Origin of the sequence: Rhodococcoides kyotonense (assembly GCF_001645385.1) — a bacterium.
Taxonomy (GTDB): Bacteria; Actinomycetota; Actinomycetes; order Mycobacteriales; family Mycobacteriaceae; genus Rhodococcoides; species Rhodococcoides kyotonensis_B.
Genome location: NZ_LVHI01000006.1, coordinates 93948 through 107956, shown reverse-complemented (window position 1 = coordinate 107956; position 14009 = coordinate 93948). Strand labels below are relative to the sequence as shown.

At 63.7% G+C, this 14009-nt stretch carries 19 protein-coding genes; 11 read left to right on the top strand and 8 right to left on the bottom strand.

Going from position 1 to position 14009, the window contains the following annotated elements:
• The first annotated feature begins 5 nt into the window (after positions 1-5).
• Positions 6-416: a hypothetical protein gene (locus A3K89_RS05320; protein WP_254303434.1), complete on the top strand. Its 411-nt coding sequence runs from the start codon at positions 6-8 to the stop codon at positions 414-416.
• On the opposite strand, the gene A3K89_RS05315 is transcribed toward A3K89_RS05320, so the two are convergent.
• Positions 398-853, bottom strand: coding sequence for a hypothetical protein (locus A3K89_RS05315; protein WP_068422925.1), 456 nt, complete (start codon positions 851-853; stop codon positions 398-400). The genes A3K89_RS05320 and A3K89_RS05315 overlap by 19 nt on opposite strands.
• A gap of 315 nt (positions 854-1168) precedes the next feature.
• Here A3K89_RS05315 and A3K89_RS05310 point away from each other — a divergent pair, with 315 nt between their 5' ends.
• Both A3K89_RS05310 and A3K89_RS05305 read left to right on the top strand, forming a co-directional pair.
• Positions 1169-1657 carry a DUF2975 domain-containing protein gene (locus A3K89_RS05310; protein ID WP_068422921.1) on the top strand — a complete coding sequence of 163 codons (489 nt, stop codon included), beginning with the start codon at positions 1169-1171 and terminating at the stop codon, positions 1655-1657.
• A complete protein-coding gene (locus A3K89_RS05305; RefSeq protein WP_068422918.1) occupies positions 1657-1887 on the top strand; it encodes a helix-turn-helix domain-containing protein in 231 nt (76 codons plus the stop codon). Before A3K89_RS05310 ends, A3K89_RS05305 begins: the two co-directional genes overlap by 1 nt.
• Here A3K89_RS05305 and A3K89_RS05300 read toward each other — a convergent pair.
• Positions 1867-2469, bottom strand: coding sequence for a hypothetical protein (locus A3K89_RS05300; protein WP_068422915.1), 603 nt, complete (start codon positions 2467-2469; stop codon positions 1867-1869). The two genes, A3K89_RS05305 and A3K89_RS05300, sit on opposite strands and share 21 nt — an antisense overlap.
• 115 nt (positions 2470-2584) lie before the next feature.
• Here A3K89_RS05300 and A3K89_RS05295 point away from each other — a divergent pair, with 115 nt between their 5' ends.
• The 6 genes from A3K89_RS05295 (at position 2585) to A3K89_RS26775 (ending at position 6618) form a co-directional block, all read left to right on the top strand.
• A complete protein-coding gene (locus tag A3K89_RS05295) occupies positions 2585-3169 on the top strand; it encodes an isochorismatase family protein (protein WP_068422912.1) in 585 nt (194 codons plus the stop codon).
• Positions 3170-3218: 49 nt separating this feature from the next.
• Positions 3219-3542 carry a CHY zinc finger protein gene (locus tag A3K89_RS05290; RefSeq protein ID WP_068422909.1) on the top strand — a complete coding sequence of 108 codons (324 nt, stop codon included), beginning with the start codon at positions 3219-3221 and terminating at the stop codon, positions 3540-3542.
• A gap of 12 nt (positions 3543-3554) precedes the next feature.
• Positions 3555-4268 carry a M24 family metallopeptidase gene (locus A3K89_RS05285; protein ID WP_068422906.1) on the top strand — a complete coding sequence of 238 codons (714 nt, stop codon included), beginning with the start codon at positions 3555-3557 and terminating at the stop codon, positions 4266-4268.
• Between the two features lie 206 nt (positions 4269-4474).
• The gene (locus A3K89_RS05280; protein ID WP_254303433.1) at positions 4475-4810 is read left to right on the top strand and encodes a hypothetical protein; all 336 of its coding nucleotides are present in this window, start codon (positions 4475-4477) and stop codon (positions 4808-4810) included.
• A 45-nt stretch (positions 4811-4855) separates the two neighbouring features.
• On the top strand, positions 4856-6205 hold the full coding sequence (locus A3K89_RS05275; RefSeq protein ID WP_068422901.1) for an HNH endonuclease signature motif containing protein: 1350 nt from the start codon (positions 4856-4858) through the stop codon (positions 6203-6205).
• A gap of 101 nt (positions 6206-6306) precedes the next feature.
• On the top strand, positions 6307-6618 hold the full coding sequence (locus A3K89_RS26775; protein WP_157105243.1) for a hypothetical protein: 312 nt from the start codon (positions 6307-6309) through the stop codon (positions 6616-6618).
• Between the two features lie 22 nt (positions 6619-6640).
• On the opposite strand, the gene A3K89_RS05265 is transcribed toward A3K89_RS26775, so the two are convergent.
• The 5 genes from A3K89_RS05265 to A3K89_RS05245 all read right to left on the bottom strand — a co-directional run bounded on the left by A3K89_RS05265 (position 6641) and on the right by A3K89_RS05245 (position 11147).
• Positions 6641-6889 carry a hypothetical protein gene (locus A3K89_RS05265; RefSeq protein WP_068422897.1) on the bottom strand — a complete coding sequence of 83 codons (249 nt, stop codon included), beginning with the start codon at positions 6887-6889 and terminating at the stop codon, positions 6641-6643.
• Positions 6890-6948: 59 nt separating this feature from the next.
• Positions 6949-7470, bottom strand: a complete 522-nt coding sequence (locus A3K89_RS05260; protein ID WP_068422893.1) for a hypothetical protein — start codon at positions 7468-7470, stop codon at positions 6949-6951.
• A 120-nt stretch (positions 7471-7590) separates the two neighbouring features.
• A complete protein-coding gene (locus A3K89_RS05255; RefSeq protein ID WP_068422890.1) occupies positions 7591-8886 on the bottom strand; it encodes an MFS transporter in 1296 nt (431 codons plus the stop codon).
• Positions 8883-10478 carry a class I adenylate-forming enzyme family protein gene (locus tag A3K89_RS05250; protein WP_068422887.1) on the bottom strand — a complete coding sequence of 532 codons (1596 nt, stop codon included), beginning with the start codon at positions 10476-10478 and terminating at the stop codon, positions 8883-8885. Before A3K89_RS05250 ends, A3K89_RS05255 begins: the two co-directional genes overlap by 4 nt.
• Before the next feature lie 96 nt (positions 10479-10574).
• Positions 10575-11147 (bottom strand): TetR/AcrR family transcriptional regulator, encoded by a 573-nt coding sequence (locus A3K89_RS05245; protein ID WP_068422884.1) that lies wholly within the window; start codon positions 11145-11147, stop codon positions 10575-10577.
• Between the two features lie 78 nt (positions 11148-11225).
• Between A3K89_RS05245 and A3K89_RS05240 the strand changes: the two genes are divergently transcribed.
• A complete protein-coding gene (locus A3K89_RS05240; RefSeq protein ID WP_068422881.1) occupies positions 11226-11951 on the top strand; it encodes an SDR family oxidoreductase in 726 nt (241 codons plus the stop codon).
• Positions 11952-12139: 188 nt separating this feature from the next.
• On the opposite strand, the gene A3K89_RS05235 is transcribed toward A3K89_RS05240, so the two are convergent.
• Positions 12140-12931, bottom strand: coding sequence for an SDR family NAD(P)-dependent oxidoreductase (locus tag A3K89_RS05235; protein WP_174551367.1), 792 nt, complete (start codon positions 12929-12931; stop codon positions 12140-12142).
• Between the two features lie 113 nt (positions 12932-13044).
• Here A3K89_RS05235 and A3K89_RS05230 point away from each other — a divergent pair, with 113 nt between their 5' ends.
• The gene (locus A3K89_RS05230) at positions 13045-13998 is read left to right on the top strand and encodes an arsenic resistance protein (protein ID WP_068422878.1); all 954 of its coding nucleotides are present in this window, start codon (positions 13045-13047) and stop codon (positions 13996-13998) included.
• Positions 13999-14009: the final 11 nt, after the last annotated feature.

Here is a 14009-nt window from a genome sequence, read left to right as displayed (position 1 = left end):
TGGTCGTGAGGAAACTGTCGACCGCAGCGATCTTGGCCGTGCTCGGCGCCGCAGGACTGTTCAACGGAGTGTCCTTGGTGACCGATTCCTCGGGCCGTTCGCTGGGATTGCGCGTCGACATGCTCCCGTCGTGGCACACGTGGGACTACCGCTACTCGGGCCTGTTCGTGCTGGTGTTCCTCGGGATGTTGCCGCTCCTCTGCGCGACGGCGTTGCTCGTCGACATCACCGGGGCATCCACTGCGGCAGGACTGATCGGGGCTTTGGCCATCGGGTGGGTGCTGTGGCAGATCGTCGTGCTCGACCTGTGGGTCCCGAGGGCGCACCTCGCGTTGATCGTCGCCGGTGCGGCATTGGTTCTGCTGTCGGGAATCTCGTTGCGCCGCAGGCGCTCAGCTCAGGAGACGTTCAAGTAGGGCGTCCACGCCACGAACGAGCGGCCCATGGATGTGCACGTGAGTTGACCCTTGACGCCGACTTCGCACGTCGCACCGCCGTAGCTGAGTGTGCCCTGCAGCGGCGTGCTTCCGGCCCGGCCGCGAGGACCACCGATGCCGAACGTCGGGTGCGCAGGGAACCACGGAACATCGATCTGTACGTCGTAGACGCGAGGTGTGAACGGGACCTGGCTCATGATCATGCCGTTCGGAAGATCGCAGCCCACGATTCCGCCCGGATACATCGCGCAGTTCGCAGCTGGCCCGTACGAGAAGTACGCGGTATCGCCCTGCAGATAGTTGGCTGGGTTCTGCGGCGCGGGAGCATATTCGTCCGCGGACGCGGTGCCTGCGGAAAGAACCATGGCTGCAGCGCCGGCGGCTGCCACAGCGACGAGCTTCTTGATCGAGAGCATCTGACGTCTCCTTGCCGTTGATTCCCGGACACGGGGTGTGTCGACGGTCGGGTGGGGGGTGTTACGTGGTCGCCTGCTGCGGAATCCTCACGCCGATTCCTGATTCTCATCCAATGCATCGCGTGAGGATTGGAGGTGCGGGTGAGGATTTTTACGGCCGGCGCCGCGGTGGTCCCCGCACATCCCGAGCCGCGGACAGTTCACCGCGTCCTGACCGAGGCCCCTGAACCACCCACTTCCCTTTCCGCCGCACCGATGGCATTATCTATCGATATTCGATAGCTTTGTATCGGATCTCGATAGAAAGGACTCGTCATGGGACGGATCGTCGTCGCAGCTCTTCGAGTCGTCATCGCGCTCGCGCTTGCGGGTTCGGTGTTCGTACAAGCCGTCATGGTGCCGTTGACGTGGATCGATCTCGACGACGCGCCCGCCTCGGTGCGTGTACCGCTGGTCGTGATCGTCGTGCTCGGGATCGTCACCCTCCAAATAGTCGCGATCTGCGTGTGGAGGCTACTGACGCTGGTCCGCAAGGGAACCGTGTTCTCCACCAGATCTTTTCGGTTCGTCGACGTCATCATCGGCGCCGTGACGGCAGCTGCCGTTCTCGCGTTCGCCCTCGCGGTGGTGTTGGCTCCGGGAGAAGCGGTGCCGCCGGGAATCGTTGGGTTGATCTGCGGCGCATCGTTGGTGATCGGAGGAGTGGCTCTACTGGTCCTCGTACTGAGAATGCTTTTGTCACAAGCGGTTGCGCGCGATACCGAAGCCACCAAGCTGCAGTCCGAACTCGACGAAGTCATCTGATGCCCATCGTCATCGACATCGACGTCATGCTCGCGCGTCGGAAAATGTCCGTCGGCACTCTCGCCGAACTCGTCGGCGTGACGCCTGCCAACATCGCCGTGCTGAAGAACGGGCGCGCGAAGGCCGTTCGCTTCACGACACTCGAAGCGCTCTGCGAAGCACTGGACTGCCAGCCCGGCGACCTACTTCGGTGGGAGCCCGCTTCCGACCTACGAATCGCCGACGCGTAAGCCCGGATCTGTTGCGACGGTGATCATCTGGTCTCGTGTGAGGACATCACTCGACACATCGATCTTGCTGCCGTCCGGCACGTAAGCGATAACGCGGCGATCGGAGATGTCCAGAACGATTCCATCGTCGTCGGTACGTCGTTCGTCGACGGTTCCGGCGAAACAAGGGCCGGGCCCGTCGTCGGAGTGCAGCACCCGCACGGCCAGCTGTCCGGCGCGGCCGTCGACGGACACCTTTCCGATCGCGGTTACTTCCTCCCCGCCGGTCGTTGACTCGAAAGCGAACGGAGGCCACGACGGATCCGGTTCGACGACGACGTCCTCCGGCACCGACTGCACCAACGCGTCGGACAGTGCTTTCATCTCTGGTTCGGACAGCCAGGAAGCGTCGCCGCCACCAACAATCGCAAAATTGATGCGCTCCATCTCCTCCGGTTGGATGACCTCGTCGCATCCGGGGATCGAGATTGCGTCGGACTGCGGCTCGTTCGACAGACCCGCGACGACGGTGCCCGCCGCGACGATTCCGACGATCACTGCCGCCGTCGACCATGCAGATCCGCGTGCGCTTTCGGTGCTCATGGAGGTAATCGTATGGGTGCCGCTGTAGCTGCAACTCGCATGCAACCAAAGCCTGGATACGCTCGAGCCGGGCGAGAGTGGAGCCTGCAGGAACGAACCAATTCAGGAGGCAGACATGACCGAACCCGTGACCCTGCGCCAGCTCACCGGCCTACCCGATGCTCCGGCTGCGCTGAGCGACTCCACCCTTGTGATGATCGACTGCCAGAACACGTACACCGAGGGTGTGCTCGAACTCGAGAACGTTCAGCCCGCTTTGGATGCTGCGGCAGCGCTGCTCGATCGTGCGCGACGCGCAGGCACCCCGATCGTGCACATCATGCACGACGCGGGCGTCGGAACCCCGTACGACGTCACGGCCGACATCGGCCGAATCGTCGACCGCGTCGCACCCCAGGGCGACGAGAAGGTCATCGTCAAGAACTTCCCGAATTCGTTCGTCGGCACCGACCTCGACGACACGTTGAAGGCGCTCGGCCACGAGAAATTGTTGTTGGCGGGCTTCATGACTCACATGTGCATCAACTCCAGCGCGCGTGGGGCGTTCAGTCTCGGATATCAGCCGACCGTCGTCGCAAGTGCAACCGCAACACGACGCCTTCCCGACGCGGCCGCCTCGGCTCTGCAGGTAGCCAGCCTCGCCGCGATTTCCGATCTGTTCGGCGTCGTGGCTCCCGACGTCGCGTCCATACCCGACTGATCTGTAAGGTGCGTCGAGACCCGCGCACACCCGATGGGAGGGCACCGACATGGTCACCGTGCACGGACCCACCGTCGACGATCAGACGAGATGCATCCATTACGCGACGGCCCTCGACATCGTCGCGATGGAGTTCCACTGCTGCGGCAAGTTCTATCCGTGCTACCTGTGCCATGACGAGACCGAGGATCATGCGCGGACCGTCTGGCCTGCGTATACCTTCGACTCCCCCGCGATTCTGTGCGGCGTTTGTCGTACTCGCATCAGCATCGAGAGCTACCTGAACGTTACCGAATGCCCGCACTGCTCTTCGGCATTCAATCCGGGGTGCAGGCTCCACAGTCACCTCTACTTCGACGCGCAGACCGGTTGATAGATTCGGGGCATGGCCGCCCCCGTCGAGGACGAACAGACCCGAGTCGCGAAGCTGATCGACGCCCAGGCAAAAGCCGTCGCACTGTTCGACGCCATCACCGACCGCGGCTTGATCCGCGCCGGCGCGCAGGAGAAGCAGGTCAGCGACCAGATCCGCGACCTCGCGTCGGACATGTTCGGAACGACCAAGTTCTGGCACAAGCGCATCGTCCGCAGCGGCGTCAACACGCTCGAGCCCTATCGCCAGAACCCGCCGAACAGGACGATCGCCGACGACGACATCGTCTTCTGCGACTTCGGCCCGATCTTCGAGCAGTGGGAAGCCGACTTCGGCCGCACCTACGTCTTGGGTGACGACCCGATCAAACACCGATTGCGCGACGCCCTCCCAACGGTGTTCGATGCCGGCCGCGCCCACTTCGAGGCCCATCCCGACATCACCGGAGAGCAGCTGTATGCCCGAGTCGTCGAACTCGCCGAAGAGTCCGGGTGGGAGTTCGGAGGCTCCATCGCAGGGCATCTCGTCGGTGAGTTCCCCCACGAGAAGATCGCCGGCGAGGAGATCGGTTCCTACATCGCGCCCGGGAGCGATCGGCCGATGCGCCGCGACGACCGATCCGGGCGCCGATGCCACTGGATCCTCGAGATTCACCTCGTCGACCGCGAGCGCGGAATCGGCGGGTTCTACGAGGAGCTGCTCGACCTGGGGCATGGGTCGGTTTGATCGGAGGGAGTCGGCACCGGTCCCGACTCACGAAAGCCGTTGTGGCCTTGGCACTTGACCTCGAGTCCGCTTCAGGTTCTACCGTTGCGTGCATGAATTCGACGCGCCCGATGCAACCACCCGAACGTCAGCCTCTCGGATTTTGGACCGTCCGCGCAGGCGAGGCTATTCGTCGACGCACGCAGGGCGCATTACGCGACATTGGTATGACACAACCCGAATGGTGGCTGCTACACCAGATTTCGCTCCATCCCGGCGGTGTCGCCCGCAACGCGACGGTCGAGAAGATCGGACACAACGACACACCCCGGGCGATCGTCGACGCCATCGAATCGGCCATGTCGAAAGGGTGGATTTCCGCATCGACTTCGATGTTGACGTTCACCATTGCTGGTGCGGAGCAGTTCACTCGCGCGGAAACGTTGCAGCGCGAACTGCAGACCGAGCGCATGCAGGGCATCACCGAAGACGAATTCGCAACGACAATTCTGGTCCTGCAGCGCACGATCGAGAACGTCGGAGGCGACGCCTGGCACTGGTGATGCCGTCGGCCGTACTTGTCGGAGGGTCGTTGTATCTTCCCCGCCATGCACGAGTTGGGGGACTTGTACGGTGCCGCGGAGGCGTTGTCCGACCAGGAGATCATCGACAGCGTCGTTGCGATCCATGCTGCAGAAAACCTCCTCGCAGCACGCAAACTCGCGGCACTTGCAGAGTTTTCGAAGCGGGGTCTGAGCGAGATGGTCGGGCACACGAAACCCGGACCGTGGCTCGCTCTGGCGACACGCGTCGCACTGGGGAACGCATACCGGCAATTCGACACCGCGGTCTGGCTCGGTTCATTCCCGACGGTCACCGCTGCCCTCGCAGCCAGCGACATCCACGCCGGCCATTTCAAAGCAATCTACGACGGCCACAACCACATCAAGACAGCCGATCCCACCCTGACAGCAGAGAAGTTGGCCGACGTGGTTGCCGACCTTCTCACGTCCGCGACAGCCGGCACTCCAGAGGACGTCAAGGTCCGTGCACAGGAACTCGCTCACGCCGCCGCGGAGGATGCGCGCGCCCGATACGAGGAGAAGAAGCGCGAGCAGGACGAGAGGCGTGACGCCGAACCACCTGTCGACGACGAGGACCCTATCGGACCTCCACCGCCCGCTGTCTCGGAGAATACGGACCTCAACAAGCTCGACCTGTACGAGCAGGCCAACGGCCGCACCACCATTCAGGGAGACGTCGACAAAATTCTCGGGGAGAAACTGCGATCGGCCATCGCCGAGCATTCGCGGCCTGAACCTGGGCCCGACGGCACCCGCGACCCGCGAAGTGCGTCGAAACGGCAGGCCGACGGCCTTTCCCGCATCCTTGAACTCCAGGCTGGCCGTGGCGACGCAAGCGGACCTGCCACACGTGTCAACGCGACGGTCAAGCTTCGCGACCTGCTTGCCCCCGGCGCCGATTGCACTCCGTCGCCTTCGTCGAACAGAAGGGCCGAGTATCCGGGCTGGCCTTTTCACCTGGACTGGACCGGCCCGATCAGCCACAGCCTCGCCCGCATGCTCACGTGCGACGCCGAGTTCAACCCGATCATCGTCGACGACAACGGCGCCGTCCTCGCCATGGGACAGTCTGTCCGACTCGCCACACGCGAACAGCGCATAGCAGTCACCGTGCGCGACCGTTGCTGCATCAAATGCGGTTCGGTTGCCGATTGGTGCCAGGTGCACCACATCGTCTTCTGGCGCGACGACGGTAACACCGACATCACCAACCTGACGCTGCTCTGCACGAACTGCCACAACGACATTCACCACCGGGGCTGGGACGTCGTGATGGGCGACGACGGCCACCCGTTCCTCGTACCCCCGATATCGGTCGATCCGGAGCGAAAACCGATTCCCAGTTATCATCGGCGGCGAAAACCTGCTGCGTAGAAGCCACTGCGAAGTGACTTCCTCCCACCTCGCCGACGCCACCCGTCGGCGAGGCAGTGGCCGTTGCGGGGAGAACTCCAGTTCGCACATACTCTGAGTCAGTGCGCCCACTCGTGCTACTACTCATGGTTGTCGGACTCGCAGTCGGACTGCTGCCCATGGTCTTCGACTACGTGCAGCAGACGTTCTTCGAACCCGAGGTCATGTACAACGGCGTGTACGAACCACTACGAGGTGTCGAGATGAGCCGCGCCTACGAGACGTCGATGAACCACGACTTCGACGTCCGATCTGGGCTGTTCCTCCGTCGTTGGTTCGTAGCGCTGCCTGTCATCGGATCGATCATCGGTGCGGCGCTCGGAATCCTGTTGCATCGACGGGGTTTCCGCCTTACAAAGCAGACCGACGGATGATGGCCTGAGTGCGGCTACGCCCTCAAGCCCCGAGTTTCGCCGCGATGTCGTCGACCACCGGCGCGTAGTTCTCGAGATCCTGCACCGACGGGTGCTCGGTACCCAACTCCGCGAGTCGGTCGAGCAACCCGGCGCGGGTGATCACCTCGACGACATCGTTGTCGACATGCTGTTCGGGTACGTCGAGCACGAGTCGACCCTCTTCGAGAATCAGCCGCGCATTGGGTGCGCTGTCGTACAGGGCCTGCAAGCTCTCTGCGGTCTGCGACATGGTTCCTCCTCCGGTGACTGGACCTGAGTTCGAACTACCCAGATGCGCGGCCGTCAATCTCAGAAGGCGCTACCGCTGGGAAGAAGCGAACCCAGGTCCGGGATGAGGCTCGGCGGCCCGACCGTGACGACCGTCGATGCCTGCTGCACCGTGAACACCGTCCACGGGAACGTTCCCAGCTGATCCTGGATGCCGGGGTAGTCCGAGATCCAGGCGTACGCCGGGTCGCTGTCCTGCGTACCGCACGTCGCGAGCACGACGTAGTCACCCGCGGGGACGTCGGAGACCGTCTGCGTACTCACTCCTGGCTGTCCGGCAGGGTCGGTCGAGTACAGAGTTTGACCGTTGGCGAGCACCTCGGCCACCGGTGGGAGTACCCCGCCGGGCGCAGGGGCAAGCGACGTACCGCACTGCAACTGCACACCCGAATTGTTGGTGATGGTGTTGGTCACCGACGAACCGTTCACCGCGTACGAGTAGGTCACGTCGCCGGGCTCGGCGGCCGCCGCGGTGGAGGGCAGGGCCAGCATCAGCGGCGCACACGCGGCCGCTCCGGTCAGAACTCGTGCAAGTGGGCGCATAGGAATCCTTTTCGGTGAGTAGGACGTCGAAAATGTAGTGTGCACCACACCGAAGCACTCGAAACCCCAACCGACCGGGCGGCCGCATGGCCTGTCGCTACCGGGCGGAGGACCCAGGAATCATGCGTCCTCCAAGCGAATTCCCTTGGTCTCGCGCATGAAGACACAGGCCAGGCCGGTCAGGACGCACAGCACCATGATGTAGACCCCGAACGCCCAACCGATCTCGAGGTTGATCAACAGCTGGTTCAGGTACGGCGCGGTACCACCGAAGATGGCCACCGACAGCGAGTACGCGAACCCGATCGACTGCGTCCGCAACGCGGTCGGGAAGCTCTCCGACAGCGTCGCCGACAACACCGACGCGGGAATCGACACGATGAGAAGCGCGACCGTCGTCGACACCAACAAGGTCCAGCCGGCGTCGGTGATCATCATCGTCAGCGGCACCTGCAGCGCGAACAACAACACCGCGAACGTGAACAACATCGGACGACGGCCGATGTTGTCGGACAGTCTGCCCCAGAACGGAAGCGACACAAGCGCGATCAACTGCGCGATGACGAGCATCCAGTACGCGACGTCCGGGTCCATGCCCTTCTGCGTGATCGCGAAGGTCGAGATGTACGACGTCCACGTGTAGTGCGCGGCAGTGATTCCCGACGTCATGCAGATCATCAGCAGGACGGCACGAACGATGGTGCGACGCGGAATCTTCACCCGCTCGGGCGCGTCGGCCTGACCGTCGAACACCTCGCTCTCTTCCATGCTGCGTCGCAGGTAGAGCGCAACGAGCGCCAGCACCGCACCGATCAGGAACGGAATACGCCAACCCCATTGACCGACAGCGCTTTCCGACAGCGTCGAGGTGATCGCCCCACCGATCGTGTACGCGAGCACGGATCCGCCGAAGATCGCGATGAACGCAACACTGCCCCACATGCCGCGACGGTTCGGCGGCGCGATCTCGCTGACGTACGAGTACGCCGTCGCCGATTCACCGCCGTGCGCGAAGCCCTGCACCATCCGGGCACCGAGCAGGATGATCGACGCCCACACCCCGACCGCGTCGTACGTCGGCATGACGCCGATGACGAGGCTGCCGCCTGCCATCATCAGCATCGTGCAGATCAGGACGAACTTTCGGCCGCGCCGGTCGGCGATGCGTCCGACCACGATGCCGCCCAGTGGACGCATCAGGAAGCCGACCGCGAACACGGCCAGCGTCGACAGCAGCGCCGAGACCGGGTTGTCGCTGTTGAACACGACCGCTGCGATGAACGGCGCGAACACGGCGTAGACGCTCCACTCGTACCACTCGAGTACGTTGCCGACCGCACTTGCGAAGAGCGACTTACGTTTTGCACGCATCGTCAACGCAGGCGTTCCGTTCTGCTGGGTGACGTCTTGACTCATCGGGTGACCTTCGCTTCTGTGTTGCGCAGCTCCGTGCGGCGGATCTTGCCGGTCTGCGTCTTGGGTAGTTCGTCGACGATGTGAATGTGTTTGGGGCGCTTGTATGCTGCGAGCCTGTCGCCGACGAACGCTCGCAGCTCCTGTTCGGTGACCTCGGCGTCGCGGACGAGCGAGACGAAGGCGACGACGGATTCTCCTTGATAGTCGTCGGGCTGTCCGACGACGCCCGCCTCGCCCACAGCCGGGTGCGCGACCAACGCGTCCTCGACCTCGCGTGGCCACACCTTGTAGCCGGACACGTTGATCTGGTCCTTCAGGCGGTCGACGAGGTAGATCCAACCGTCGGCGTCGCGGATGGCGACGTCGCCGGTGCGGAGTCGGCCGTCGGGAAACGTCTTCGCGGTGGCTTCAGGCTTCTGCCAGTACCCGGAAACGACCTGCGGCCCAGCGATTTCGAGCTCGCCCTGCGTGCCGTCGGGCAGCGGCGTCCCGTCGAAGTCGACGACGCGAATTTCCACCTGCGGCAACGCCATACCGATGGACAACGCTCCGCTGGCGGGGTCGACGGGTGCGCGACGGTCCGGCGGGACGGCGATGACGCCCGACGACGTCTCGGTCATCCCGTAGGCGTTGTGGATGTAGTGGCCGAACTTGTTCTCGAACTTCTCGACAGCAGCCGGCGGTATGGGCGCACCACCGGAATACAGCGTCTTGATGGACGCGAAGTGAGCCGCCGTCGCTGCCGGTGAGTTGTAGAGCGCGTTGAAGACGGTGATGGAGCCGATCGTGTACGTGACCTCGTGCTCGGCGAATGCGTCGAGCGTGACGTCGGCGGCGAAGCGGTTCGCGAACACCAGGGTGCAGTCCTTCATCAACGCGATCGTGGCGTTGATGACCGCGCCGGTGATGTGGAACAGCGGCGCGACGGCGAGCACGACGTCGCCGTCGTCGACGCGGGCGAGCTCGGCGAACGTCGTCGCCACCGCGAGAATATTTGCGTGAGAGTTCAACGCGCCCTTGGGCGGTCCGGTGGTTCCCGACGTGTAGGCGAGGATGGCGGTGTCGGTAGGACTCACCTCTGCCGCCTCAGGCGTCGCGCCGCGGAAGCGCTCGACGAGCTCGACCAGATCGTCGACACCGTCGTGGCGCTCCCGAGTCCGGTCACCGAACACTCGTGGGTCGTTGCGCGTCTGGAAGTCGAAATCGCTGGTGCCGACTATCCACCGAACAGTGCTGTCCTTCATCGTTTCTGCATTCTCGGCGACGGCGGTGTCGGCGCAGATGATGCCGACGGCACCCGCGTCGTCGACGAGGTGGCGCAGTTCCGCCCTGCGGTACATGGGATTCAGCACCAGCGCCGCGGCACCGAGCTTCCACAGCGCAAGAAAGGCGATCGCGTACTGCGGAATGTTCTGCAGGTGGATGCCGACCCTGTCACCGTGTCCGACGCCTTTCTCGACGAGCGCGACGGCGAAGGCGTCGGACATCTCGTCGACCTCGCGTGCACTCAGGATGCCGTCGAAATACGCGATCGCAGGATGTTCGGGGTTCGCCGCCACCCGCGCTTTCCAGACGTCCACGAGCGTCGCCATGTAGATCCTCTCCGTCGCACCGACCGACCGATCGCTCGGTCACGGAGAGTGTTGCGCGTCACAGACGCGCGTGTCAACTCGGCCTTGCTCCCGCCGTCAGCCGCGGCGGGTGAAGACGCCCGCCGACGCCAATGCGACGCGTCGGCGCGCTCTCTGCTCGTCGTCCCCCAGACGGTCGACGCCCCACGACAGGGTCATGGCGAGCTCGTACACGTCGTCGGGACTGACGTCGTCGACGGCATCTCCCGACTGCTTGGCCGCGTCCAACAGCGTCGCAGTCTGCTGCACCAGCGGAGCGCACGCTTCGTAGACCGACGAGTCCGCATCGACGTAGGTCGCGGCGACGCGATCCGGTAGATCGTGCCAGATGCGCAACTGCCACGTCAGATGAAAGGTCCACTCCGCCAGCGCATCCCGAGGCGATCGCGCACTTCGAAGCTCCTCCGCCGCCTCGATCGCCTTCTCGATAGCGAGCTGGATGACTGCGGCCAACAGGTCGTCGCGCGTCGGAAAGTTTCGGTACAGGGTCGCATTACCGACCCCGGCACGGACAGCAATGGCATCCAGAGAGCACAGGACGCCGTCGGCCTCGAACACGTCACGCGCAGCGGACAGGATGGCGTCGCGGTTGCGTTGCGCGTCGGCACGCAACGGGCGGGCAGCGCTCATGAATCCTCCTTGACTAAGTGGGGGATGTCCCCACATACTTGCAATCGGGGACAGTCCCCACTTGAAACAGGAGTTTAGATGAACAACACCCTCGACGGTCGGACAGTTCTCGTGACCGGCGCCAACGGCGGCCTAGGCGGCGAATTCGTACGCCAGGCCCTGGAGCGCGGCGCCCGCAAGGTGTACGCCGCGGCCCGCTCTCCGAAGCACTGGGACGACCCGAGAGTCGACGCGCTGACACTCGACATCACCGACGCGGCCAGCGTTGCTCGTGCCGTCGAGGCCGCACCGGATGTCGACCTCGTCGTCAACAACGCGGGCATAGCACCTGCGGGAGACTTCATTTCGGGCCCCGAGGATCAACTGCGCCTCATCTTCGAGACCAACTTCTTCGGAAATCTCCGTGTCGCGAACGGATTTGCACCGGTGCTCGGCAAGAACGGCGGCGGCTCGCTGCTGAACGTGCTCTCGGTGGCAAGCTGGAGCAACATGCCGACCGGCTACGCCGTCTCCAAGGGCGCGATGTGGTCCGCCACCAACGCACTTCGATTCGCCCTGGGAAGCCAGAACACGCAGGTCACCGGTTTGCTCGTCGGCATGATCGACACGCAGATGACCGCAGACATCGACGCACCCAAGAGCAGTCCCGCCACAGTCGCCGCGCTGGCGTACGACGGGATCGCCGCCGGGCAGCTCGAAATCTTGGCCGACGACTTCACGCGCGCCGTGAAAGCGCAACTGTCCACTCCCGGCGACGAGCTGTACCCCTGGATGGACTCGCTGCTCGCCGGTATGAGCCTCTGAGTCGACGCCGATGACGAGCGCACCGTAGCGCTCATCCTGAGTGCCATGAGGCTCGACATCGACGAACAGCGGGTCACCGCAGCTCTGACGCTCCAGCCACCCGACCTTCACGTGGTGCTCACCGGCGCAGACAGCGTGGCATTCGCGTCGTCGATTCTTGCACGCGATCCGCGCAGTCCGATCTTCGACTACCTCGAGCCCGGTCGTGCCTGTTCGGCCATCTTCGCCGCCTTTTCGGGCTCAGGCGTCGTACGGTTGTCGACGGCTTCTTGTTTGGTCGCGTCGTCGCCACCGACCACATGGTCGACGCCGGAGATCAATGCGTCGTACCCCTGCTGTGCGACAACTGCTTTGTCGTTCTTCCAACTGTTGTCGCCGAATTTCGTATCACCCATACCTGCGTTGGCGTGAAAGTCGCTGTCGGTGGCGCCCGGCAGCAAGGCGGTAACACTGACACCACTGTCCCGCAGTTCTTCTCGCAACGATTCGGCGAACGAGAAGCCGAACGCCTTCGACGGTCCGTACACGGTTTCGTAGGGAGTCGGGGTAGTCGCCGACACCGACGACACGATCAGAATCTTCCCGCGACGGTTCGGAACCATGTGTTGCACAACCCTTTTTGCCATGTGCACAGTCCCGGCGACATTGATGGCGATGAGCCTGAGCTCGTCGTCGAGGTCGTTGTCGACGAACGCACCTCCGAGCCCGATCCCGACATTCAACGCCGCCGCCTCGACGGGTCTACCGAGATCGGCAACGAAAGTCCAAAAACTTTCGACTCCGTCGTACGTGGCAGCATCGGCGCGGTGCGGATACGCCTCGACACCCAGTCCACGTAACGCGTCGGCCGATGCGTAGACACGTTCACTCTGCCCTGAGATCGCGACGTCGTACCCGTGCTGTGCGAATTGTTTGGCGAGTTCGAATCCAATCCCCGATGATCCGCCGGTGACCAGCGCGAGGGGGCGGCTGTCTGACATGGTGATACTTCCTTCCGTAGACGCGGGGGTCTTACGACCGCATAACCCGCTCACCCATGCGGTAATCGGAAGGCGCCTATCCTGAGTGTCATGCCTGCGCCGAAGAGCACCACGTGAAGGTCGAGTGGCTCGAGAAGCATCAAATTCCGCTCTACCTGTCGGCGCTGCTCGCGGGTGCGGTCATCGGGCTGCTCGCGCCGAGCACGGCCCCTGCGTTCGGGCACGCGATCAATCCGGTTCTGCTCGTCCTGCTGTACGCCACGTTCCTCGCGGTCCCGTTCTCGGACATCGGTACTGCGTTGCGCGACAGCAGCTTTCTGACCAGCTCCGTCGTCCTCAACTTCCTTCTGGTACCGATCGTCGTCTTCGGTTTGACGCGGTTCGTCGCCGGCGATCATGCTCTGCTCGTCGGCATCCTGCTGGTTCTGCTCGCCCCCTGCATCGACTACGTCATCGTGTTCAGCGGCCTGGCAGGTGCGGCGTCGGAACGACTGCTCGCCGCCGCTCCGATCCTGATGCTGCTACAGATGGCGTTTCTCCCGCTGTACCTGTGGATCTTCGTCGGATCGGATCTGGTGTCGATCATCGACATCGCCCCGTTCGTCGAGGCTTTCGTCGTACTCATCGCCATCCCGTTGTCGCTGGCCGCGGTGACGCAGAAGGTTGCGCGACGCCACCGCGTCGGCGCGCGGGTGATGGATGCGATGGCGTCGGCGATGGTTCCGATCATGATGGCCACACTGTTGGTCGTCGTCGCGTCGCAGATCGAGGAGGTTCGGGCACACGGCACCGAACTGCTCTCGGCAGTACCGATTTTCGTGGCATTCCTGGTGATCATGGCGTTCGCTGGCCTCGCGGTGAGTCGCGTATCGCGTCAAGACGTCCGAGCGACAAGGGCTTTAGTGTTCTCGGGCGCGACGCGGAACTCACTGGTCGTCCTACCGTTGGCCCTGGCGCTTCCGGAGGAACTGTCGTTGGCAGCAGTCGTGGTGGTAACGCAGACACTCGTCGAACTTGTCGGTATGGTCGCGTACGTTCGCCTCGTTCCACTGCTCGTTCGCGACTGAGTGAGGAGAAG